The sequence below is a fragment of the Sphingomonas sp. CFBP 13706 genome (genome assembly GCF_014842355.1).
Taxonomy (GTDB): domain Bacteria; phylum Pseudomonadota; class Alphaproteobacteria; order Sphingomonadales; family Sphingomonadaceae; genus Sphingomonas; species Sphingomonas aerolata.
The window spans coordinates 1-24,539 of record NZ_JACYVM010000013.1 but is presented as its reverse complement, the minus strand read 5'-3'; the positions used below and the strand labels follow the sequence as shown (position 1 = coordinate 24,539).

At 64.0% G+C, this 24,539-nt stretch carries 15 protein-coding genes; 9 read left to right on the top strand and 6 right to left on the bottom strand.

Translation table 11 applies throughout. The features are described from left to right. Positions 1-288: 288 nt before the first annotated feature. A complete protein-coding gene (locus tag IFS44_RS17605) occupies positions 289-888 on the bottom strand; it encodes a CC0125/CC1285 family lipoprotein (protein WP_192099433.1) in 600 nt (199 codons plus the stop codon). Between the two features lie 58 nt (positions 889-946). Next, a complete protein-coding gene (locus tag IFS44_RS17600) occupies positions 947-4,234 on the bottom strand; it encodes a TonB-dependent receptor (protein ID WP_197977931.1) in 3,288 nt (1,095 codons plus the stop codon). On the opposite strand from IFS44_RS17600, the gene IFS44_RS21925 reads away from it, so the two are divergent. The 5 genes from IFS44_RS21925 to IFS44_RS17580 all read left to right on the top strand — a co-directional run bounded on the left by IFS44_RS21925 (position 4,233) and on the right by IFS44_RS17580 (position 10,694). Further along, complete coding sequence (locus IFS44_RS21925; RefSeq protein WP_197975285.1) at positions 4,233-4,409, top strand: hypothetical protein; 177 nt, start codon at positions 4,233-4,235, stop codon at positions 4,407-4,409. The two genes, IFS44_RS17600 and IFS44_RS21925, sit on opposite strands and share 2 nt — an antisense overlap. A 242-nt stretch (positions 4,410-4,651) precedes the next feature. Beyond that, a complete protein-coding gene (locus tag IFS44_RS17595; protein ID WP_342366473.1) occupies positions 4,652-6,181 on the top strand; it encodes a tryptophan halogenase family protein in 1,530 nt (509 codons plus the stop codon). Between the two features lie 56 nt (positions 6,182-6,237). After that, positions 6,238-7,674: a tryptophan 7-halogenase gene (locus IFS44_RS17590; RefSeq protein ID WP_342366472.1), complete on the top strand. Its 1,437-nt coding sequence runs from the start codon at positions 6,238-6,240 to the stop codon at positions 7,672-7,674. Continuing rightward, positions 7,671-9,182, top strand: coding sequence for a tryptophan halogenase family protein (locus IFS44_RS17585; RefSeq protein WP_192099429.1), 1,512 nt, complete (start codon positions 7,671-7,673; stop codon positions 9,180-9,182). The genes IFS44_RS17590 and IFS44_RS17585 overlap by 4 nt, the downstream gene beginning before the upstream one ends. Positions 9,183-9,185: 3 nt before the next feature. Further along, on the top strand, positions 9,186-10,694 hold the full coding sequence (locus tag IFS44_RS17580; RefSeq protein WP_192099428.1) for a tryptophan halogenase family protein: 1,509 nt from the start codon (positions 9,186-9,188) through the stop codon (positions 10,692-10,694). 32 nt (positions 10,695-10,726) lie between these two features. Here the strand turns inward: IFS44_RS17580 and IFS44_RS22985 are convergent, their stop codons facing one another. The 4 genes from IFS44_RS22985 to IFS44_RS17565 all read right to left on the bottom strand — a co-directional run bounded on the left by IFS44_RS22985 (position 10,727) and on the right by IFS44_RS17565 (position 16,051). Then, the gene (locus IFS44_RS22985; protein ID WP_446740867.1) at positions 10,727-11,305 is read right to left on the bottom strand and encodes a cupin-like domain-containing protein; all 579 of its coding nucleotides are present in this window, start codon (positions 11,303-11,305) and stop codon (positions 10,727-10,729) included. Between the two features lie 23 nt (positions 11,306-11,328). Continuing rightward, entirely contained in the window at positions 11,329-11,745 is a 417-nt protein-coding gene (locus tag IFS44_RS22980; protein ID WP_244650408.1) for a cupin-like domain-containing protein, read from the bottom strand. Positions 11,746-11,907: 162 nt separating this feature from the next. Continuing rightward, positions 11,908-13,539: an alpha-L-fucosidase gene (locus IFS44_RS17570; RefSeq protein ID WP_342366481.1), complete on the bottom strand. Its 1,632-nt coding sequence runs from the start codon at positions 13,537-13,539 to the stop codon at positions 11,908-11,910. Positions 13,540-13,654: 115 nt separating this feature from the next. Continuing rightward, positions 13,655-16,051 carry a glycoside hydrolase family 31 protein gene (locus IFS44_RS17565; RefSeq protein WP_192099427.1) on the bottom strand — a complete coding sequence of 799 codons (2,397 nt, stop codon included), beginning with the start codon at positions 16,049-16,051 and terminating at the stop codon, positions 13,655-13,657. 241 nt (positions 16,052-16,292) lie between these two features. On the opposite strand from IFS44_RS17565, the gene IFS44_RS17560 reads away from it, so the two are divergent. The 4 genes from IFS44_RS17560 to IFS44_RS17545 form a co-directional block, all read left to right on the top strand. After that, entirely contained in the window at positions 16,293-19,094 is a 2,802-nt protein-coding gene (locus IFS44_RS17560) for a TonB-dependent receptor (protein WP_197977930.1), read from the top strand. 215 nt (positions 19,095-19,309) lie between these two features. Further along, entirely contained in the window at positions 19,310-22,234 is a 2,925-nt protein-coding gene (gene galA, locus IFS44_RS17555) for a beta-galactosidase GalA (protein ID WP_192099426.1), read from the top strand. Between the two features lie 41 nt (positions 22,235-22,275). Next, positions 22,276-23,937: a DUF5597 domain-containing protein gene (locus IFS44_RS17550; protein ID WP_192099425.1), complete on the top strand. Its 1,662-nt coding sequence runs from the start codon at positions 22,276-22,278 to the stop codon at positions 23,935-23,937. Between the two features lie 175 nt (positions 23,938-24,112). Then, positions 24,113-24,539, top strand: a 427-nt coding sequence (locus IFS44_RS17545) for a spore coat protein U domain-containing protein (protein WP_192099424.1), incomplete at its 3' end; no start/stop codon positions are given.

Sequence of the window (24,539 nt, the reverse complement as noted above, 5' to 3'; positions counted from 1 at the left end):
GTATTAAGAATGCCAATGATTTGCTGCTTCACCCGTCCATTCCGATTGCGGATCCCGGCTCCAAATCGAGGGGAAAAACGGGGGCGCGTCTCATCCGGCGCCCGCTGGCATTCTCTCGCATTGGTTTGTCAGGATCGCCGATAGTCGATCGCCGAAAGTCGGAGCCGCCCGACCCGACCGAGCCTGCGTCCCACGAAAAAACGGGGCGGCCGTGCGCCGCCCCAAGGGGGGGGGTGTTAGCGACCAGTGTACCGGTCGATCGAGGGTGTCCGATCGGCACGCTGCTCGTTATTTGCGTTTTCCCCGTATCTGTTCGATCACGTCCGTAGCAGCGTAGATTGTCGGCTGCGTAGTGAGCCCTGGAAACGAGGCCTGGTCGCCTGATCCCATCTGGATCACGACCGTGGTCTGCGCAGACTGGCTCGGACGCCAGCGTTCCAGCACCTGGTAGGGAACGTCACCGCCGCCAAAACCACCCGTCGTAGGGCCATTGGGTACGGCTGCATCGGCCACCCCGGGAGGGCTGCCCGCCTGACTGGCCGACCCCATCGAAGCGCTGGCGCCGGTCCCTGTAGAGAAGCTCGGCCCGGTTTTGTCGGGCAGGTCGGAGCCGCCACCGGCAGTAAGGTCGCGCGTCTCGGCCTTGATGACGGCGAACCACTCCTTACCCGCATCCTGGGTGAGTTCCGCCGCCCGCAACATGGCGAATTTGGCGACATCATCGGGCTTTGCGCCTTTTGCGCCGGTGTAGACGATGGTTACCCTGCCGTCGGCGCCAACGGACGACTGATAACCAACGTCACTTGCCGCCTTCGCTGCCTTATACCCCTTTTGCGCAGCAGCCGGGGTGCAGATCAGCGCCGCTACTATCAGGACTGCATATTTCATCATGCCCTCCATCACGAAAGAAGATCGGGACGGTTTCGACCGTCCCGATCGCATAGCTTCAATACTGCAACAGGATGCCGAAGACGATTCGCCGATCGTTCAGAAAACTGAACCGATCATACAATTGTCCGCTCTGGTCGATTTGCACGCGCGCCTTGCTTTTCGTGTCGAGGATGTTGGCGACCGACGTGCGCAGCGTCAGGGGGCCGATCCTGTATCGAACCGAAGCGTCAAGGAACCCGGCCGCTGAATTGTAGACGGGGTTGCCCGTCACATAGTCGCGGTAGGTCGTGAGGTATTTCGAGCGCCAGTTATACGCCAGACGCATCTCGAGCGCGGAGTCCTGATAAATTCCAACGACGTTGAGGATGTGATCGGATTGTCCGAGAAGATCATCGACGCCAAACCGGAAGAAGGTCGTCTGGTCATCGACATTGCCGTCGCCATCACTATCGACGCCGTTCGCAGGCGGTGTCGTCGACGAGTCGATATAGGTATAGTTTCCCTGGAAGCCGAGATGGCTCAGCACCCCTGGCAATTTGTCGAAGAACTGCTGGTAGCTGACCTCGATGCCTTTGACCTTGGCCTTGGCCTGATTCACCTGCCCATTGTAGATGATATTGACCGTCTGCCCGTCAAGCGTCGTCGTTCCCAACGCCAGATCGCCATTCGTGACGATATTGGACAAGCTCTTGTAGAATCCAGCGACGGAGAAATATCCCCCGCGGAAATAGCGCTCGATCGAGAGATCGAAGCTGTCGGCCGTGGTCGGTCGCAGCAGCGGGTTTCCGCGATTCACGCGGATGTCGCCTGCCGTGATGTTCTGCGCACCCCGATCAATGCCGAACAGCGGGTCATTCTCATCGGTGATCGGCGGGAAGTTCACGCGGTTCGTGGTCACGACATATTCCTGCGACGCGCGCAGGTCCTGTACGTTCGGCCGGCTCAGCCCCTTGCTGTACGCGAACCGCACGAGTTGCTGTGAGTCGACATTCCAGCGCAGGTTGAAGGACGGAAGCCAGTTCTCGTTGGTCTGCTTGAAGCTGATCGGTACAGCCGCCTGAGCCCCGTACGCGATTGACTGGGGCAGAAAGTCCGCGGGATCGTCGCGGCTCTCCGCATCATCGGTTCTGGTTCGCTCCAGGACACCATCGCCATCGGTGTCGGCAAACGCGGGTGTCTGGGCATCGGCCACGAACGGCCGGAACGCCTGGAACCCGGTCGATCGCAATTTGGTGCGGACGTATCGGACGCCGAAGTTTGCGGCGATCGACATGCCGTTGTCGAACTCGTGCTTGAGATCAAGGCGAGCGTACGCGTTCGCCGTCTGCTCCGTGATATTGGACGTGTCCTCGGGGCGGAATATGGGGACCCCGAATTTACTGCCGTCGTCCGTACCCCTGGGCACCCAATTGTAATTGGCGTTTGCGAGTTGCGGCTCTGCATTCAGATATTTGCGGAATGCGGAATAGTCGTTGAGAAGTGCGGAGTTCGCAAAGACGAAGGTCTGGTTGGGACCTTCGACCACGCCGCCCCGGAAGAAGTTGGCGAAGCTGATGGCCTCCGCAGCCTTGGTCGGTTCCTGAAAGGTGCCGACCACGCCGTAACCGCCGCGACCATCCCATGCAGGCGAGATGGCACCCCAGTTCAGCGCCATTTCCGAGTTCGTCTGGCTCCGCTCGGAGTAGCGACCGCCGAATTTGACGCTGTCGAACCAGCCGGCAAGTCCGTCACTCCCCGACACGTCGTACGCGGTATCGGCACGGAAGGCGTAGAGATCGCCCTTGCCGACCTGGAACTGGTCGGCCGCGAATTGCCAGGTCGCGCCGTTCAGATCGCCGGACGATGTCGGCGACGCGAGCGGATTGGCATCGCTGTCACCGCTGAAGCGCGTATTGCCCGGATTGAAGCGATGGGCCGGATTGACGGAGAAGGCGATCCGCGGATTGTCGAGATCGGGCGCAATCTGCCAGTCCAGATAGGTGTTGAAGCCGCCCCAGATCTGACGCTGCCGTGCGCTTGCCTTGGTATATTGGCCGTCCACCGTCACCAGCAGGCGTTCGGTCGGCTGCCACCGCAGATTGAGGCTGAAATCCTCGGTCTTGCTCTCTTCCGTCCTGCCGATGCCAAGCGATCCGACCGGCGATCCGACCGCGCCCGTCCAGGCATCGATCCGGTTGGTGACGAAGCCCGATTCCATCAGACCACCGCGGATCGGGATCAGCGTCTCGCAGTCGCCCGGGTTTGAAGGAAAGCCGCCCGCACCGCTGCACATGGCGACACCATCAGATCCGAAGCCCGGCTTGACCTTGAGATTGCTGATCCCTGCCGTCGTGCCCGTATCGTGCTCGGGGAACCACTCGAACGTCCGCTCGATGCTGTCCGTGTCCTCCTCAACCCGGATATACTTGGCCGTGAGTTGCAGCGTATCATTCTTCCACTGCAGCGCGCCGTAGTAGCTTCGACGATCACGATCGACGTCGTTCGTACGCAACTGAAATCCCGGCGTCGTACCAAGGATGCGTGACGGATCCACGCCCGTGAACTCGGACAGCTTCGCCGCGCCGGTCAGGCTTGTCTGCGGAACGTTGCCGGTCGCGTCGAGCACGCGCGGAAACGGCGAATTCTGCTGCCAGCCGTTGATACGCGAACTCAGCTTTGACCGCGAAACCGACGCTACCACGCCGAATTCACCGATCCCCGTCTTCCATCTGCTGCCGCCCGTGATGCTGCCCGACGGCGACGACTTTTTACGAAGGTCGGTGTAGGTATTGTCCGCCGAGATCGCGAGAAACGGCTTCTGGCGATCGAATGGTTCCAGGGTGCGCAGGTTGATCGTGCCGCTGATGCCGCCCTCGATGAGATCGGCCGTCTGGTTCTTGTACACATCGACTGCGCCGATGAGCTCCGGCGGAATACTCGAGAAATCGAGCACGCGCCCGCCATTGGCGCTGAACGCGTCGCGGCCGTTAAACTCGGAGCGGACAAAGCCCAGACCGCGGATCAGGTTGCCCTGGCCTTCGGGTGAGGGGAAGTCGGGTGACGCGCCGCCGGTCGCGAACCGCGAGATCGTCACGCCCGGGACGCGCCCGAGAGCCTCTGCCACCGACAGATCGGGCAAGGTGGCGATGTCGGAGGCTGTGATCGAGTCGACGACCGTGTCGGCGTTGCGCTTGATGTCCTTCGCGCTTTCGAGTGCGGCGCGGATGCCCCTTACGACGATGTCCTCGGTCGTCGTCTCGTCGAGCTCGGTCGTCTGAGGCGCGGTCGCCGGGTCGGTATCCGGCAAACCGGATTTCGGCGGCGAGGTCTGCTCGTTTGCCGGTGACGAAACCGTCTGGGCCATGGCTGGTGACCCGATCAACGCTATCGAGAGCGCCGAAGTCGAAAGCAGAAAGCGCTTGGTCGAGCTTGATAACGCCGGAAAAACCGAATTTTGCATCACAGCATCCCCTCTTTGTCCGGTTTGTTCCGGGCTTCCTCCTCACCTGCGCCAGCTTCTGAGTGATCTGAGCTTTTGAGCTCTTCATCACGACCGGTCGTCAAATGTAAGAGTAATGCTACGTCCGCTTTCTGCGACAATCAAGACCTGAATATTGCGACAGAATGCTTGTCTTTTAATCACTTGCCGACGTTCGCGACCGCGCTTGCCTTCCCGAGCTCAGGCTTTAATCAGGCGTAAGGCGCCAATAGGCGCGGGGAACAGGAGGGGCAGCGGCGATGCCATATTGTGGTGCACCCGCAAGATACGTGGTGGGCGTTCGTGGCAGAACAGTCTGACATTAGCAGCATCTGCATTGTCGGCGGCGGCACCGCAGGATGGATGGCCGCGGCCGCCCTGGCGGCCAAGCTGGCGGGGCTCCCGATAGCGATCACTTTGGTCGAGTCGGACGAGATCGGCACCGTGGGCGTTGGCGAAGCGACGCTGCCGCATATTCGAGCATTCAACCTCGCGCTCGGCATCGACGAAGCGGAAATGATGCGGGCGACGGAGGCCACCTACAAACTGGGCATCGAATTTTGCGACTGGGGCCGCCGCGGCGATCGATATATCCACCCGTTCGGTGATTTCGGGCCGACGACCAACGACGTGCCATTCTATCAATACTGGCTGAAGCTGCGCCAATCGGGAGACCGGAGCCGGATCGACGAATATAGTTACCCGGTCATCGCCGCGGAGCAGGGCCGCTTTCGACGGCCCTCTGGTGACCTGGACGCCGTCGAGTCGACCTTCGGTTACGCCTACCAGTTCGACGCGGGGCTCTATGCGAAATTTCTCCGAGGCTTTGCCGAGAAAAGGGGGGTGTCGCGCACCGAGGGGAAGGTGGTCAGGGTCGTACAGGACGGTGAAACCGGCTTTGTGCGCGATGTCGTGCTGACGAACGGCACGACGCTATCCGCCGACCTGTTCATCGACTGCTCCGGATTTCGAGGACTGCTGATCGAGACCGCCCTGCAAAGCGGCTATGACGATTGGAGCGCATGGCTGCCGTGCAATCGGGCGATCGCGGTCCCGACGCAGAGCAATGGCGCGCTGCGCCCGTTCACCCGGGCGACTGCACGCACCGCCGGGTGGCAGTGGCGGATCCCGCTGCAACACCGTGTCGGCAACGGCCATGTCTATTGCAGCAGCTTCATTTCCGATGACGAGGCACATGATCAGCTGGTTGCGGGGCTCGACGCACCGATGCAGGCAGAGCCGCGCCGGCTGTCGTTCACGACGGGGCGACGGCGCGAGTTCTGGAAAAAGAACGTCGTGGCGATCGGGCTGGCAGGCGGCTTCCTCGAGCCGCTCGAGTCGACGTCGATCAACCTGATCCAGGATGGCATCACCGAACTTCTCGCGGTCTTTCCGGACAAGGGTTTCGCTGCGCGCGACATCGCCGAATATAACCGCCGCATAGGCCTTCACTATGAGCGCATCCGCGACTTCCTGCTGCTGCATTACGTCGCGACGCAACGCGACGACAGCGAGATGTGGCGGCACTTCCGAAATCTACGCTTGCCCGACAGTCTATCCGAGCGGATCGACGCGTGGCGTACCCGCGGTCACCTGATCCAGTACGAATTCGGCCTCTTCCTGTCGCCGAGCTGGGTCGCGGTGTTCCTGGGTCAGAATCTCGTTCCCGACCGGCATGATCCGCGCGTCGAGAACATGAGCGTCGATGCTCTGACGGCCAGAGCATCGGACGTGCGCGCCAAGGTAGATGCTGCGGTACGGAGGACACCCGAGCACACCGCCTTCATCCGGGAAAGCGGAGGAGCGGCGCGTCTTGCCGTTGCCGGGGCTTGATCGGCGCACCGGGAACACCTGTTGCATTTACGCCGGGTAATGACATCAGGCACATCGTGGTCTGCGGTGGAGGGCTTGCCGCCTGGATGACGGTGGCGACGCTTGCGCGCCAGCTCCCGGACACCGTGCGGATCACCTTTGCAGAGATCGATAGCGATCACCGGTGCACCGACCTTTTCTACGGCACAGTGTCCGGTCCAGGCAGCTATGCGTTCAACCTGGCGGCCGGTGTCACCGAGCCCGCTCTCGTACTTGGCAGTTCCGCCGCCTTTTCCTGGGGTAGCAAATATGTGCACTGGGCCGAAGGCGGGCGATCCTGGATCCAGTGCTTCAACCTGACGCTGCCGGTGATCGACGGCGTCCTGATGCACCAGTATCTGGTACAACAGGGCATGACGCGGCTCGACCCGTTTCTTCTCGGTGCCGTCGCGGGAAGTCGGGGTACGTTTGCGCATCCCCCGCGATCACCCGGCGCGGCCGGTCAGCAGCCGCTGGCGCGTGCGGAATATGGCTATCATTGCGACCCGGCAAGCCACGCCCGGTGTTTCGCCGCCGCCGTACCGCCCGGCCGCATCCACCATCTGAAGGGGGCGCTGACCCGGGTCGCGGTGGGCGACGGAGCGATCACCGGCATCGCACTCGATGGTGCCGACATGGTGACGGCCGACCTGTATCTCGATTGCAGCGGACCGTCGGCCGAGCTCCTGTCTCGGCTCGATCCCGCGTGGCTGGGCGGGCGCGCGCTGCAGATCTCCGCAGACGACGTGGCCGAGGCCCGGCTCGGCCCGCCGGTCCGCAGCGTGTCGTTTCACGACAAGGGCTGGGCGGCACAGACCCCGCTGCGTGGGTCGACGCGATCGCTGACGGTCTCCGATGCAACTGCGTCGTGCAACGCGAGAGGCGGGCTGAGCGCGTCTGCGACGCTCGGGCGGCGCCAACGGGCCTGGGCGGGGAACTGTGTCGGTATCGGGCACGCGGCCGGCATCGTCGAGCCCCTCACACCGGCGCCCATGATGCTGCTCGAACGCGACATCGAGCGGTTGATGACGCTGATCCCCGTTTCGACTGCGTCGATGACCGTCGAAGAACGCGAATATAACCGCAGGCATGGCGAGGATCACGATCATGCGATGCGCTTCACCCGCGCGCTTCTCGAAACGTCCGCCCTGCCGGACAGCGATTTCTGGCGCGCGGCGCGCGACACGCCGGACGCGGAACTCGAGCACAAGCTCGCGATGTTCGCCGAACGCGGGTTGCTCGTCTCCTACGATCTCGAGCCCTTTCATCCCGAGGACTGGCTGATTATGCACTTCGGTATCGGGCGACGTCCGCGACGCCATGATCGCCTGGCGGACCGCGCCGATGCCAAACGGGTCCGCCGCTATCTCGACGATGCGGCACAGCAGGTCGCGACTGCCGCCGCCGCGTTACCGTCGAACCACGTCTACATGACGCAACTGGAACGCTATCTCCGCCAGGATCCACGCAAATGACGCAGGCCCCCCTAGGATCCATCGTCATCGTCGGCGGCGGCTCGGCCGGCTGGATGACCGCCGCCGCGCTTTCCAGCCTTGTCGAAAGCAAGGACGTGTCCATCACGGTCATCGAGTCCGATGCGATCGGCACCGTTGGTGTCGGAGAAGCCACCATTCCGGACATGCTGGTCTTCAACCAGATGCTCGGCATCAGCGAAGCCGAGTTCATGCGTGCCACCGAGGCGACGTTCAAACTCGGGATCGAGTTTGTCGACTGGGGTCACAAGGGCGACCGCTACATTCACCCCTTCGGTCAGCACGGTGTCGACATGGAGGGAATCGACTTCCACCAATACTGGCTGCGCCTGAACAGGGATGGCGGCACTGCACCGATCGAGGACTACAGCCTCTCCGCGGTTGCCGCCGGCGCAGGTCGCTTCGCCCTGCCTGACCCGAACCCGCGATCGGTGTTCTCGCATCTTCGCTATGCCTATCACTTCGATGCGACGCTCTACGCGCGATATCTGCGGCGTTACGCCGAGAAGCGGGGCGTCAAGCGCATCGAGGGTGTCGTGAATGAGGTTCACCGGACCGCGCGGGGCGACGGCATCGCCGCCGTGACGATGGACTCGTGCTCGCAGGTCAAGGGCGACTTCTTCTTCGACTGCACGGGATTTCGCGCGCTGCTGACCGGGCAGACGCTGGACATCGATCTCGTCGACTGGAGCGCCTGGCTCCCGTGCGACAGCGCGCTGGCGGTGCCGAGCGCGCATGTCGGACCGCCCCCGCCCTATACCCGGTCCACGGCGCGCCCCGCCGGTTGGCAGTGGCGGATCCCGACACAACGCCGCGTGGGCAATGGCCATATCTACAGCCGCAGCTTCATGGACGATGACGAAGCGGAGCGGGTCCTGCGCAAGGGGGTCGAGGGCGCGCTTCTTGCAGAGCCCCGCTCGATCCGTTTCAAGGCCGGGCACCGGCGGCAGTTCTGGCGCGGCAATTGTATCGCTATCGGGTTGGCGGCTGGTTTTCTGGAACCGCTTGAGTCGACGTCGCTGTATCTGATCCAGGAAGGAATCAGCCGCTTCATCTCGCTGTTCCCCAACGGGGATATTCCCGATATACTCAGAGTAGAATATAACCGCTACATGCAGAAGAAATTCGAGCAGGTGCGCGACTTTATCGTGCTGCACTATGTCGCGACGAACAGGGACGATACGCCGTTCTGGCGCTATTGCCGGACCATGACCGTGCCGGACAGCCTCAGGCACAAGTTGGAACTGTTCCGCGAAACGGGGCGCATCTTCCGCTATGATGACGAGCTTTTTGCCCGCCCGAGCTGGGTGGCGGTGATGCTGGGCCAGGGAATCATGCCCAAACGATGCGATCCGATCGTCGCGGCGCTGCCCGCGCGCGACGTGGCGAACAGCCTGCAATCCATGGCGTCGGCGATGAAGGACGCTGCATCGCGCATGCCGACACATGCGAGCTTCATCGCGTCCTACTGCGCCGCGACGGAGGGCTGAGCGATGGAAGACCTTGCCATTCGCAGGATCGTTGTAGTCGGTGGCGGCACTGCCGGCTGGATGGCGGCGGCAGCCCTATCCCGCGTCCTGGGTCGCGCGGTCGAGATCGAGCTGATCGAATCAGAGGCGATCGGCACGGTCGGCGTCGGCGAAGCGACCATTCCGCACCTGCAATATTTCAATCGGCTGCTCGGGATCGACGAGGACGACTTCGTCCGCCGCACCGCCGCGACGTTCAAGCTGGGGATCGAGTTCGTCGATTGGGGTCGCATCGGCGACCGCTATTTTCATCCGTTTGGTACCTATGGTCAGGAAATGGAGGGTTTGCACTTCCATCATTTCTGGCTTCGTCAGGCCCAGCTCGGCGGGGCTCTCGAACTCGACCGCTTCAGCATCGGCGCCGATGCCGCGCGGGCTCGGCGTTTTCAGCGACCTGATCACAGCCGCGCCGGCTCGCCGCTCGGGACGATCAGTTACGCGTTCCAGTTCGACGCATCGCTCTACGCCCGCTACCTGCGCGAGCGGGCCGAGGCCAGTGGCGTACGGCGCACCGAAGGGCGCATCGTCGATGTCGCCCTCGACAGCGGCAATGGTCATGTCCAGGCGGTGACACTGGAGGACGGCAGCCGCGTTGCGGGCGACCTGTTCATCGACTGTTCGGGCTTTCGCGGCCTCCTGATTAGCAAAGCGCTTGGCGCCGGCTTCGAGGACTGGAGCCATTGGCTGCCCTGCGATCGCGCGGTGGCGCGCGCCTGCCGCCGGACCACCGACCCGCTTCCGTACACCCGCGCCACCGCCAAGGCGGCGGGCTGGCAATGGCGCATCCCGCTCCAGTCCCGCACCGGCAACGGCTATGTCTACTGCTCCGATCACCTGAGCGATGATGAAGCGCTCGCTGGGCTTAACGCCGCGCTTGACGGTGATCCTCTGTCGGAACCGAACTTCCTGAAGTTCAAGGCCGGCGTCCGGCACAAGGCCTGGGACCGCAACGTCGTCGCGCTCGGTCTGGCGAACGGCTTTCTCGAACCGCTCGAATCGACGTCGATCCACCTGATCCAGTCGGCAATTGCGCGCCTGCTCACCAACTTTCCGGACCGTCGTTTCAACCAGCACGACATCGACTATTATAATCGCCGCACGCGCGTCGAATATGAGCAGGTGCGCGACTTCATCATCCTGCATTATGCCACCACGACCCGCGATGATTCGCCGCTGTGGCGCTACTGCCGGAGCATGGCTTTGCCCACGTCTCTCGAAGAGCGCATCGCGATATTTCGCGAGAATGGTCGGCTATATCGCCATGACAATGAACTGTTCAGCGAGACGAGCTGGCTCGCGGTCATGCACGGGCAGGGCCTTGTTCCCAGACGCTACCACCCGCTCGCCGATCTGCTGCCCGAAGACGAACTTGACAAGCGCATGGCGCACATCGCAAATGCGATGCGGCTGGCGGTCGACCGTATGCCCTCGCACCAGCAGTTCCTTGACCAGATCGGTCGCCCTGCGGCTTGATGTCGGGCCGGCAGAGGTGACGCCGGGAGGGCTTATCGCGCGCCTAGTGCGTGGAGCAGATACTGCTTGATGCGATCCGTCCGCGACGGCGACGCCGCCCCGAGCACGCCGCGTGCTGCCTCGGGCAGGTGATCGGCAACCCGGTCGGCCGCGTCGTCGAACGCATAATGATCGAACCATTTCCGCCATACCGCGCGCTCGCGCGGCGGTAGGTCGCGTACCGCCACCAGCGCATGGATCATCGCGGTAAACGGACTCGTCGCCTCGGTCCCTTCGGCCCAATAATTCACCAATATGTTGAGCGGCTCGTACGAGCGCACATTGTGCCACCACAGTGCCGGAATGAAGATCGCGTCGCCCGGCCCAAGGTCCGCGACCCGCGCATGGCGCATCGCCTCGGCAAAGCGCGGGTAGCGTTCCAGGTCGGGTTCATCGGGGTCGACCATGCTCGCCGGCTGCCCCGCCATCGTATGATCGAGCGGCCCGACATAGAGATTTTCGAGCTGTTCGGGCGGGAACAGGACGAAGCGGCGACGGCCCGCCACGACGCACGCCAGGTTTGCCGATCCGTCGTAATGCGTCGAAATCCGCGTCGCGTTGCCGATCCACACCCGCGCCTTCGCGCCCGGTAGCGTCAGGTCGAGCGGGTTTGCCTCGCTCCAGCCGGGCAGGAGCTGTCCTGTCGGCGCAGACCCAGCATAGAGACGGGCGCCGCGGGATCATTTTCAAAACGAAGCAATTCCGACAGCAGCAACCGCAACGGAACCATCTGACGGTTGAAGTTGAAGCCCTGGACGGCATCGTCGTAGAAGAAGCGGCCTTGTATCTCCGGCCGCCCCGCCATCACCTGAACGGGGACACCACCGTCGAACTTTTCCATATAGTGCGCCGCGTGCCGGGCGCCGCCGCGTGCCGCCACGACGGACGGCCAGGCAGAGACTTGAGCACGCAGGACGACCGGCTCACCACGGTTGAGGATTTCGGCTTCGAACGTTGCTGAGTCCACCCGCGCACGCTCGGCAAGCGGGCGCGCCCAGTCCAGATTGCTCACCCCTCGTCATCCTTTCATCCCGCCCCGCCAAGAAGTTCTGGCGCTGCGCTACCCCGGTTTCTCCGGATATAACTGGCTGCGAAGCTGGTGGCGACCGCGTATTCGATCTTCGAACGCCCGCTCGATGACGAGCAATGGCCGAGCCCCGAGAAACCCGACGCCCTAGATCAATCCGTGACCCTCGATTTTGACGACCGGAACGAAGCCGTCGCCGCGGCCGGCGGGCATTGCGAAATGCAGGCCGTGCGGGTCGCGGCGGTGCGCTATGCGGTCGCCGCCGAGCAACGTTACGCGCTCGACGACGCCGTCGGCAAAACGGTGGCGTGCGAGGGCCTCGATCGTCACGTCGCCGCGTGGCCAGCCGAGGAACAGCGCATAAAGCGCGCCCTTGTTCGTGGTGAAGCGCACGTCGCGCGGCGTGAACACCCCCGCCGACTGCTCGTTCTGCATGCCCGTCTGCAGCTTGGTCGGGCCTTCGCCGTAGATCCGCCACGGTCGCGAGCCGAAGATCGCCTCGTCGTTGATCGCGATCCAGCGGCTCATGCCGTCGAGGATCTTCTCCTCCTCGCCGTCGATCGAGCCGTCCCCGGGCTGCGGGATCGAGAGCAGCAGATTGCCGTTCTTCGACACCACGTCGGCAAGCCGCTGGATGACCTGTTCGGCGGTCTTGTAGCTTTTATCGTTCAGGCGGGCGACGTTGTAGAACCAGTCGCCGATACATGTATCGGTCTGCCACGGCTCGTCCCACAGATGGTCGGTGAACCCGCGTTCGACGTCCTGCACCAGGCCAAACCGGGCATAGGGCTTCAACTGCTTGGCGGTCAGCACGACGTCGATCTTGCCGTGCCAGGCGATCGACCGGTTATAGTAATCCGCCGCCGCGTGGAGCCCGATCGGGCCGAACGGCAGCTCGTAATCGTCGAAATAGCAGAAGTCCGGCTTGTACTTGTCGATCAGGTCGGTCTGCCGAAGCAGCCATTTCGCGGCATAGGACGGGTCGTTCGGCGGCGGGGTCTCGATCCACTGGCCGTCATGCGCATCGTGCCAGGCGTTCATCGCCGCTATCGTGTCGATGCCGTTCGGTAGGACCGCGTGCGCGCCCGTATAGAGCTGTTGCGGATCTAACCCGTCCCACCATGTACCGTGGCCATCTGCGGACCGGAGCGTGAACGCGTCGTAGCGCTGGCCCTTGCGCGGCCCGACCGGATCATAGCCATAGGCGGTCTGATACCAGTGCCAGCTATGCGCCGCATGATTCGAGACGCCGAACTTCAGCCCGGCCTTGCGCGCTGCCTTCTCCCAGATGCCGACGACGTCGCGCTTCGGCCCGACGCGAAGCGAATTCCACGCGTGATACCGACTGTCGTAGCAGTCGAGATTGTCGTGATGATTGGCGAGCGAGACGAAATATTTCGCGCCCGCCCTGGCATAGCGGGCGATCAGCGCGTCGGGATCCCAGCGCGCCGCGGTCCAGCGGTTCATCACCTCCATCATCCCCGATCGGGTCGGATGGCCATAGGTCTTGAGGTGATCTTCGTACGCTGGATGGCCCTGCATATACATGAAGCGTCCATACCAGTCGCCTTGCTCGGGCACCGATTGCGGGCCCCAATGCGACCACAGGCCAAGCTTCGCATCGCGGAACCATTCGGGGTAGCGATAGTGATCGACCAGCGATTGCCAGGTCGGCTGCACCGGGCCGCGCGCCAGCCCCATCGGGCTCTGCGCGAGCGCGTGCGTTGCTGGCCCGAGTGCGGCGATGCCGGCGAGAACCGAACGACGGCTGAGATCGATGCTCACGGGGTCGCAACGAATCCGACGGCCGCGCCGGCAGAGGACGCACGCAGCGTCGTGGGATGCGAAGCCGTCGGCAACCCGGACCAGAGCCGTGCGGTGGCGGGGATACCGATCACTTCGGCGCCACGATCTGGATCAGGGATGCAGCGTCCTGCCCGGTCGGCAGCTTGCCCGACGCGGTCAGGCGCCGGGTCTTGTCGTCCCAGCGGAGGGTCGCCTTGCGTCCGCCCTTGGTCCGATAGTCGTTGGTCACGCCGTCGTCGTCGTAGAGCGCGAAACTGGCATCCGCGCCGGGATAGACGCGAATGGCCTCAAGCGACTGCGCCGTCGCGGTGCTCGGGACCTGGACGCCCATCGGGATGATCGACCCGGCGCGCACGAACAGCGGGATCCTGTCGATCGCTGCGTTCGCGGTGACGGTCTGCCCACCGGTGAAGCGCTGGTTGGTCCAGTAATCATACCAGTCTGCCCCGGCCGGCAGATAGACCTGGCGACTGGTCTTGCCCTGTTCGGTGACGGGGGCGACGAGGAAGGCGGGGCCGAACATATATTCATCGCCCATGTCGGCGACGTTGGGATCGTTCGGGAAATCCATGAACAGCGCGCGCATCATCGGTGCATTGCTCTCATAGGTGTGGCGCCCGAGCGAATAGATGTACGGCATCAGCGAATAGCGCAGCTTCAGGAAGTTCGCGAGAACCGGTTCGGCCGCGGTCCCATATTCCCAGAGCGCGGTGGCGGGGCGCTGGCCGTGGATCCGCAAGGTCGGCGTGAACACGCTATAGGCGAACCAGCGTGTGAACAGCTCGGGATAATCCGCATAGTCGGGCGCCATCGCGGTCGCGCCTGCCGGATCGAGCAATACCGGACGGGTCGCCTTGGGCCCGTTTGGCCACTGCCAGCCGCCGATGTCGCTGCCCCAATAGGCCATGCCGCTCGCGGTGAAGCCAAGCCCGGCGGGCACCTGCCGGTGCAGCGCCTCCCAGGTCGACTTGATGTCCGACGACCAGAACAGCCCGCCATTGCGCTGGGCGCCCAGATAGGCGGCACGCGACAGGATCAGGTTGCGCATGGTGGGGCGATCCCGTGCCGACCCGTCCGCGACGCTCATCGTGTGCAGCAGCGGGAAGACGTTGTGATAACGGTCGCCCGAGCCGATCGAATAGAAGCTGCCGTCGGGCACGAGATCCGGCTCGGTCTCGTCGAGCCAGAACCAGTCGAAGCCCTGGCTGGCGATATTGTCGCGGATCCGCTCCCAGAACCAGTTGCGCGCGTCGGGGTTGGTGCTGTCGAGCAAGGCGCCGGCGCGATCTGACCGGATCGGCAGTCCGTCGACGGCGTTGCCATCCTTGTCCTTCAGCAGCCAGGACTTGCTCGACAGCAGATTGAAGTAGCGCGATTCCTTCTCGAAGCGGGGCCAGACGCTGATGATCGAGTGCATCCCCATCGCCTTGAGCTTGTCGTTCATGCCCTTGGGATCGGGGAAATAGGTGCGGTCGATGTCGAGCTGACCCATGCGCGTCCAGTAGAACCAGTCGAGCACCATGATGTCGAGCGGCAGGCCGCGGCTGCGATACCCGTCGGCGATGCCGAGCAGTTCCTTCTCCGTCTCGTACCGCGCCTTGCTTTGGATAAGCCCGAACGCGGCCTTTGGCGGCAGCGGGGTCGTCCCGGTCAGCGTGGCGTAGCCGGCGTAGATCTCGTCGGTGGTCGCGCCCGTGATGACGAAGAACGAGACGCGCTCGCCGACTTCCGACTGCCAGTGCGTCGCACTGTGGAGGCCGGGGGACACGACGGTCGAGGATGGATTGTCCCAGACGATGCCATAGCCCTTGTTGGTGACCATGAACGGCACGCAGACCGTCTCGCCTGCGGGCGCATCGTAATTGTGGCGGCAGTCGATCGTGCGGCCGCGCAGGTCGAGCTTGCCTTCCTGGTTCTGGCCCAGCCCGTAATAATGCTCGTCGGCGGGCGAGGCGAAGCTTGCACCGACGCGGAACGTCTTTTCGCCGTTGACGGTATGCGGCCCCATCTCCCACCCGGTCATCTGCGTCAGCATCGTGCCGTCGGGCTTGCGGATCGTCACCGACACCGGCGGCAGCGATGGCGCGAAATAGCGCTCCATCTGCGTGGGCGCCTTGGGCCAGGGCTTGGCATCGACCGAAAGCGACAGCGCGGCGGACGTGAAGATATCGGCCCCTGCATCGTTGCGGTGCGTCCAGCCCGCGGCATTGGGCTTGGCGTTGGGACCGTCGCCCGGGGGGGCGTCGACCTGCCCGCGGTCGGTTGCGATCGTCACGCGGACGATGTTGGGGGCATAGGCCTCGACCGAAACCAGGCTGCCGTTGCGATCGACCGTCGCGATCGGCGCCGCAATCCCGCTCGTCGCAATCGTCGCCAGCGAAACCCCAACGGCAAATCGCGCGATCAGGCGCGACCAGCCCGGCGATACCGTGCTGCGGGAATCGTCGGACGGCTGCGTGACGACACGGGCTGGGGCGATATGCATTGAAATCCTCTCCGCGGGTCTGTGCCCGTTATGGTACCGCAAACTTCGCCAAAGCGGCAAATTTGTCGTATAATTGCAGGTCCGCGCTACAGATCAACCGAATTTTCTGCCAAAAATATGACTTGTCAGACAATTCGTCGATTGATACCGATACCACACTTCGACCGCAGAGCGCTTCATGGCTCAAAATGCGGCATAAATTTCGAGCGGTGGTCCGTTCGGTATCCTGGGGAGATGGTGTTTGAACCGCGTAAAATTCCGTTCGGCTTGTGTGCTCAAGGCGCTGGCAAGCGGGGCATCTGCCCTCGCGATTGTCTCGGCATTCACGGTAGCCGCGAGCGCCCAGCAGGCGCCCGCTATCGTCCCCGACACGGCCGAAGAGGTCGCCCCGTCACCGATCGATCAGGGCGCGCAAGCGGGTACCGTCGCACCGAGCGGCGACGTTGCGAATGCGGATGCGAATGCGGATGCGGACATCGTGGTCACCGGGGTCCGCGCCAGCCTTCGGAGCGCACAGGCGCGCAAGCGCAACGCCAGCCAGATCATCGATTCGATCGTCGCAGAAGACATCGGCAAGCTGCCCGACAACAATGTGTCCGAGGCGCTGCAGCGGATCAGCGGCATCCAGATCGAGCGCAACCAGGGCGAGGGCAGCCGGATCGCGATCCGCGGCCTGACCCAAGTCCGTACCGAGCTGAACGGCCGCGACTATTTCACCGCGGGCGACGGCCGCACGATCAGCCTTGAGGATATTCCCTCCGAGCTGCTCGCCGGGATCGACGTCTACAAGAACCCCGCCGCCGACGTGATCGAGGGTGGTCTGGGCGGCACGGTCAACCTGCGCACGCGGATGCCGTTCGACTTTTCGAAGCCGACGATCAGTGGCAGCGCGCGGGTCACGCATCACGATCTGGCGGACAAGACCAAGACCTCGTTCTCGGGTCTGATCACCGACACCTACCAGACCGGTCTGGGCGACATCGGCTTCCTGCTCAACGGATCGCTCCAGCGCGGCGCCTATCGCACCGATGCCTTGTCGATCGAGCCCTATCAGCTGCGCACCGGCATCGTCGATCGGACCGGCAATGGCAGCACGGCTGATGCCGCCGACGCGGTGATCGTGCCCAACGGCGTCGGCCAGTTCAACAATGTCGGCGATCGCCGCCGCATCGGCATTTCCGCGGCGGTCCAGTGGAAGCCTGCCGACAATCTCGAAGTCTATGGCCAGTTCGACTATGCCAACTACAAGTTCAACCAGGTCGGCTATCTCGTCTACCCGTTCGGCCGCGGCGGTGCGCCGATCACGCCGGGGCCGGCGAGCAGCTTCACGTTCGACGAGAATGGCGAGTTCCAGAGCGGCACGTTCCAGAACGTGTTCGTCGAGGGCAATACCTATCGCAGCGATCGCCGTTCGAAGACCGCATCCTATTCGGGCGGGCTCAAGTTCAATCCGACGAGCCAGCTCACGCTGACCACGGATGTCAGCTATGTCGACAGCCGCACGAAGACGGAGTTCTTCGCGCTCGGCGTCGGCAGCGACCAGCCCAACACGCTCAGCGTCGACATTACCGGCAAACTGCCCGTGATCGGCGTGACCGGGGCAGGATCGCCCAGCTTCCTCACCGATCCGGCGAACTTTTCCTATCTCTACATCCTCGATTCCAGCAGCCGCAGCCACAACGACCAATGGTCGGTACGGCAGGACGTCGAATATGAGACCGATGGCGGCTTCTTCACGTCGATCAAGGCGGGTGTGCGGTACACCAAGCTGAACGCGGTCGTCGAAAATCCGGTGTTCGGCTATGTCGACCTGTTCGATACGCCACGCGTGCCGCGTACGCCGCTCTCGGCGATCCCCGGCTATTACAACCCCGTGCCGGTGAAGAACTTCTTCCGCGGCGATGCGGCCGGGCTGGGCAGCTTCCTGATCCCGCCGTTCGACGTGATCCGCGGCGATCTGAACGCGGTTCGCCAGACCTTCGCCTCCTATTATCCCAATGGCCAGGTTGCCGTTCCGGAATATCTGCCGACCGGTCGCAACGACGTCTCGGAGCAGACGATCGGCGGCTATTGGGTCGCGCGGTTCAAGTCCGAGACCATCCTGCCGTTCGACGGCAATCTCGGTGTGCGCATCGTGAATACCAAGACCAATGTCGCCGGCTTCCAGACGCCGTCGGGCGGTCCGACCATTCCGATCGACCAGACCAACAGCTACACCTCGGTCCTGCCGAGCCTGAACATCCGCTTCCCGATCACCGAGACGCTGCAGCTGCGCCTGGCCGCGTCGAAGGGCCTGACGCGACCGGATTACAATCTGCTCAACTCGGTCCTGACGTTCGATCCCGTCAGCCGGCGGGGCTCGTCGGGCAATCCCGATCTGAAGCCGCTGCGCGCCGATCAGCTCGACGTCTCGTTCGAATGGTATTTCAACAAGACCAGCTCGGTCTACGCGGCCGCATTCTACAAGGCGGTCAACGGCTTCATCGCGCGCGTGGACGATCCGGTGGTGATCGACGGCACGCAATATCAGATCAACCGGCCGGTCAACGGCGCGAACGGCAAGATCAAGGGGTTCGAAGTCGGCTATCAGCAGTTCTTCGATTTCCTGCCGGGGCCGCTGTCGGGCTTCGGGGTGCAGGCCAACTATACCTATGTGGACTCCAAGGCGCCCAATCCGAGCGCCGGTGCGATCCCCGGTGCGCCGATCTCGGTGCCGCTCGAGGGGCTGTCGAAGAACAGCTACAATCTGGTCGGCATCTACGAGAAATACGGACTGTCGGCGCGCGTCGCGTATAACTGGCGCGACGATTACGTCCGTACCACGTCGGCCAGCGGGACGGGCAATCTGCCGATCTACGACCGGGCGTTCGGCCAGCTCGACGCCTCGATCAGCTACGACGTCACGCCCAATATCACCGCGTCGGTTGATGCCACCAACCTACTCAACACACGGCGTGAGACGTTCTTCGGCTTGGACAGTCGGCCGCGTGACTATTCGGTCGTCGATCGCCGCTTCGGCGCGACGCTCCGCGTGAACTACTGACCGGCCGAAGCCCGGGGGTCTCGAAAGGCTCCCGGGCTTCTGGTGCGCTCCCGTGCGATGTTGCGACCTGGACCTGTAGCGCAGCACCGCGATCGGCGACGCGGGGGTTGCAATGCCGTCGCCAGGGCGCCCACCAGTGTCCGACGAATGCGAACACCAGCATTGACGGTGCAACGAACGGGGCCCGCCCGGCAGCGATGGATAGGAAGCCAGAGATGACGGATGCGCACGAGACGGGTCGGCTGAACCGGCGGCATTTCCTGGGAAGCGGAACCGCGATGGGCGTGGCGCTGGCTGCGGACGGTGTCGCGCAGGCTGCACCGGTGCAAGCGCCAGCGATCGGCGCCTTGTCGATGCCTGCGATCCGCGACGATCTGCCGCTGCGTGTGCCGGTCGAGGATCCCAACCGGCTGCTGCTCGATCGCAGCTGGCGCTTCCATCTCGGCGATATCCCGATGCCGGAGATCCGCGGCCATGGCTGGTCCTACAACAGCGCCAAGGCGGGGCAGGCGCAGGGCGCGGCGGCGATGCAATATGACGATTCGGACTGGCCCGAAGTCGATCTGCCGCACGATTGGGCATCGACGATGCCGTTCGAGGAAAGTGCCAATGTCTCGCAGGGCTATCGCCGGCGCGGCTTCGGCTTATACCGGCGCGCGCTGCGGCTCGATCGGGCGGATCGGGGGCGGTATCTGGAGTTGCAGTTCGGGGGGATCGCGACGAATGCGACGATCTGGTTCAATGGATCGATCGTCGCGCACAACTGGAGCGGCTATAACTCCGTCTATATCGATATCACTGATCTGGCGCGGTATGGCAATGATCTGAACAGCATCGTCGTGCGGGTCGATGCGCAGACGATGGAGGGGTGGTGGTACGAAGGTGCCGGGCTGTACCGCCATGTCTGGCTGGCGAAACGCGATGCGACCTACATCGCGACCGACGGCATCCACGCCGATCCGCGCCGCGCCGCCGATGGCACATGGAGCGTGCCCGTCACCGCGACGCTCGGCAATATCGGCAAGAACCCGGCCGAGGCGAGCATCGAGGTGTCGCTGATCGATCCCGACGGCCGCACGATCGCGACGCAGACCGCAGCGGCGCGTGTGCCGTCGCTGAAGCCGGGCAGCGCGACGCTGACCATCCCGGTCCCCGCGCCGCGGCTATGGTCGATCGACGCGCCGACGCTCTACACGCTGCGGACGCGACTGATGCGCGGCGACAAGCCCGTCGACGAACGCACGTTGCGGATCGGTTTTCGCACGCTGCGCTTCGACGCCGCGACGGGCTTCCATCTCAACGACCGTCCGCTCAAGATCAAGGGCACGTGCAACCACCAGGATCATGCCGGTGTCGGCGTCGCGGTGCCCGATGCGCTGTGGGACTGGCGATTGCGTCGTCTGAAGGACCTGGGGTGCAACGCGATCCGCTTCGCGCATAGCGCGATCGCGACCGAGGTGCTCGACGCGTGCGACCGGCTCGGCTTCCTGGTGATGAGCGAGAACCGCAACTTCAACACCAGCCCCGATTACATGGACCAGCTCGAATGGCTGGTCCGCCGCGATCGCAACCGGCCAAGCGTGTTCATGTGGTCGGTGTTCAACGAGGAACCGATGCAGGGGACGCCCGCCGGGTATGAGATGGTCCGCCGCATGTCGGTCGCGGTGAAGGCGCTCGACGACAGCCGACCGGTCACCGCGGCGATGAACAGCGGGATGTTCGCCCCGGTCAATGTCAGCCAGGCGGTCGACGTGGTCGGTTTCAACTATCAGCGCGACCAGTATGACCGGTTCCACGCCGCCAACCCGATGCTGCCGCTGACGAGTTCGGAGGACACCAGCAGTTTCATGACGCGCGGGGCGTGGGAGACCGACCGCGCCGCGCACGTGATGGCGTCCTATGACGAGGAACCGGCGGACTGGGGCAGCACCCACCGCGAGGGCTGGAAATCGGTCGCCGAGCGGCCGTTCGTCGCGGGGACGTTCGTTTGGACCGGATTCGACTATCACGGTGAGCCAACCCCGTTCGAATGGCCGTCCGCGGGCAGCTATTTCGGGATCATGGACCTGTGCGGCTTTCCGAAGATGGCCTTCTATCTGCACCGCGCGCAGTGGGTCGACGACGTGCCGCTGCTCGATCTGATGCCACACTGGAACTGGCCCGGGCGCGAGGGGCAGGCGGTCAAGGTGATGGCGCTGACCAATGTCGAGTCCGTGCGGCTGATGCTTAATGGCGGTCTGATCGGCGAGCAGAAGGTCGATCGCTACACGATGCCGAGCTGGCAGGTGCCCTATGCGCCGGGCCGGCTCGAGGCGATCGGCTATCGCGGCGGACGCGCGGTCGCGCGCAGCGTGGTCGAGACGACCGGCGTTGCGGTCGCGCTGCGGATCACGCCCGACCGGCGTGCGATGGCGGCGGATGGCGAGGACGTGCAGCCCTATACGATCGACGCGGTCGATGCGCGCGGGCGGCATGTGCCGACCGCCAATCTCGACGTCACCTTTGCGGTCAGCGGCGGCGCGATCATCGGCCTCGGCAATGGCGATCCGGTCAGCCACGAAGCCGAACAGGGCAATCGTCGGCGCCTGTTCAACGGCCTGGCGCAGGTGATCGTTCGCGCGGGCGGCGGCGGCGCGGGCACCGTCAAGCTCTCGGCCAGCGCGGCGGGATTGCGCCCGGCCATCAGCATTGTGCGTCGCCTCGCCACGCCGGCCCGTCCGTTCGTCGCGCCCGCCCGCATGACGCTGACGGTGCAGGACTGGCGGCAGTCGCCCGCCGCCACCGCCAAGCCGTCGCCCGACATCGTGCTGGCGGACAATGACATGAACAGCTGGCTGTATGTCCGCGCGGGTGAGATCCAGCCGCCGCAGGGCAGTGGCCGCTGGACCGTGCTGCGCGCCAAGCTCACCCCGCACCGCGGCACGCGCGAACGGGGCGGGACGATCGTGTTCAAGGATCTGGTCGGGCGCGGCGAAATCTGGATCGACGGCAAGCGCGCCGCGACGAAGCCCGATTTCGGCGCCGCCACGCTTCGCGTCGCCTTTCCGCCAGGACCCGGCGAGCGGACCGTCACCCTCCTGCTCGAAAGCGATGGCACGGTCGCATCGGGCCTGGGCGGCCTCGTCTTCGTCGAGGACTGATCCGTGCCGGCTTTCCCGTTTTTCGTTCGAGGTACTGCATCATGATCTTCCGCCCCTCCCGCACACTCGCCGGCCTGACCCTCGCCGCCGCACTGTTCACCGGCACCGCGCACGCGCAGACCGCGACCGAGGTACCCAGGTTGGTGACCCGCGACGGGCATCACGCGCTGATGGTCGATGGCGCGCCGTGGCTGATGCTTGGCGCGCAGGTCAATAATTCGAGCAATTATCCGGCGATGCTGCCCAAGGTCTGGCCGACGATCCACGCGATGCACGCCAACACCGTCGAGGTGCCGATCGCTTGGGAGCAGATCGAGCGGACCGAGGGGCAGTTCGACTTTTCCTTCCTCGACCAGCTGCTCGCCGAGGCGCGGCAGAACAAGGTGCGCCTCGTCCTTTTGTGGTTCGCGACGTGGAAGAATACCTCGCCCAATTATGCGCCCGCCTGGGTCAAGCTCGACAACGCGCGGTTCCCGCGGATGACCAACGCCAAGGGCGAGACGCATTATGCGCTGTCGCCGCTCCATCGGTCGACGCTGGAGGCGGACAAGCGCGCCTTCGTCAAGCTGATGCAGCATCTGAAGGCCGCCGATCCGCAGAACACCGTCATCATGGTCCAGCCCGAGAACGAGGCCGGCACCTATGGCAGCGTCCGCGATTTCTCGCCGGTCGCGCAGAAACTGTTCGACGGCCCGGTCCCGGCAGCGTTGCTCAAAAAATTCCGCAAGCCCGCGGGCAGCTGGAAACAGGTGTTCGGCGCCGATGCCGACGAGTATTTCCACGCCTGGTCGATCGCCCGCTACATCGAGGAGATCGCGGCGGCGGGCAAGGCGGTGAAGCCGGTGCCGATGTACGTCAATGCCGCGCTCGCCTCGGCCTTTGGACGGCAGGCGGCAACGACCTATTCGAGCGGTGGGCCGATCCATCACGTGATCGACGTGTACAAGGCCGCGGCGCCGTCGCTCGATCTGGTCGCGCCCGATATCTATGCGCGCGATCATGCCGCGTATCTCGAATATCTGAAGCTCTACGGCCGTGCCGACAACGCCCTGCTGATCCCGGAGACGGGCAATGCGCCCGAGTTCGCCCGCTATTTCTATCCGGTGGTCGGCAGGGGCGGGCTTGGCTTCGCGCCGTTTGGGATGGACGATAGCGGCTATTACAACTTCCCGCTCGGTGCGAAGACGCTGGACCCGCCGACGATGGAGCTGTTCGCGCGCAACTACCGCGTGTTCGAGCCGATGATGCGGGAATGGGCGCGGCTGGCCTTTGCCGGCAAGACCTGGGGCGTGGCCGAGCCGACCGACCCCAAGGCCGAGCACAGGCAGGTCATGGACCTCGGCAAGTATCGCGCCACCGCGACGTTCGGCCAGTATCAGTTCGGCACCGACAAGCCGACCGGCAATCCGCAACCGACCGGCGGTCTGGCTATCGCCGAGATCGGCCCCGACGAATATCTCGTGACCGGGTTCGATACGCGCGTCTCGTTCGCGCTGGCGGATTCAAACAGCGGGCGTTCGATGCTCTACGATCGGGTCGAGGAAGGGCATTACGACGTGCAGGGGCACTGGGTGTTCGACCGTGTGCTGAACGGTGATCAGACCGACTACGGTATCAACTTCACCGATCGTGCGCAGGTGCTCCACGTCAAACTTGGCAGCTACAAGGGCAATCCGGTCATCCCGGTCGGCAATCCGAATTAGGAGGCCTCTGGGCGGTCAGAGCGGGGCGTGTCCCATGACCGGCCACGAGAGCCGTCATCTTATTGGAACCATGTCATAATCGTTGGATCGAAAGCTATCGTCGGCCAGATCGGTTGTTCAACATCCTGTTAACTGGCAACCATTGAGAACAGCCCAAATGGAGGGCTGTTTTATCATGATTTACCGTAAGATGACGAGCAGGGTTCTGGGTATTGCGGTCGGCATGATCGCGGTGTCTGGCGTGGCGACATCGGCACATGCACAAACCGCCAGCGGCACGATCGCCGTGTCCCTGAACATCCTCGCGGCCTGTGCGGTGAATGGCGGCAACAGCGCCGCGACCATGGGGCGGATCGGGACGATCGCCTTTGCCGATCAGTCGGGCGTCTTCGGCAACGCCGATGCGACGATGGTCGCGCAAGGCAGCACGAATGCGGTCACGGTGTTGTGCACACCGGGCCTCGCGCCGAAGGTCACGGTCGGGGCGGGCGCGAACGACGCGGGCAATGTCCGTCAGCTGGCCTATCTGGGGCAGACCGTCGCATATCGGCTGTATACGGACGCGTCGCGGCAGGACGAAATCACCATCGGCAGGCAGATCA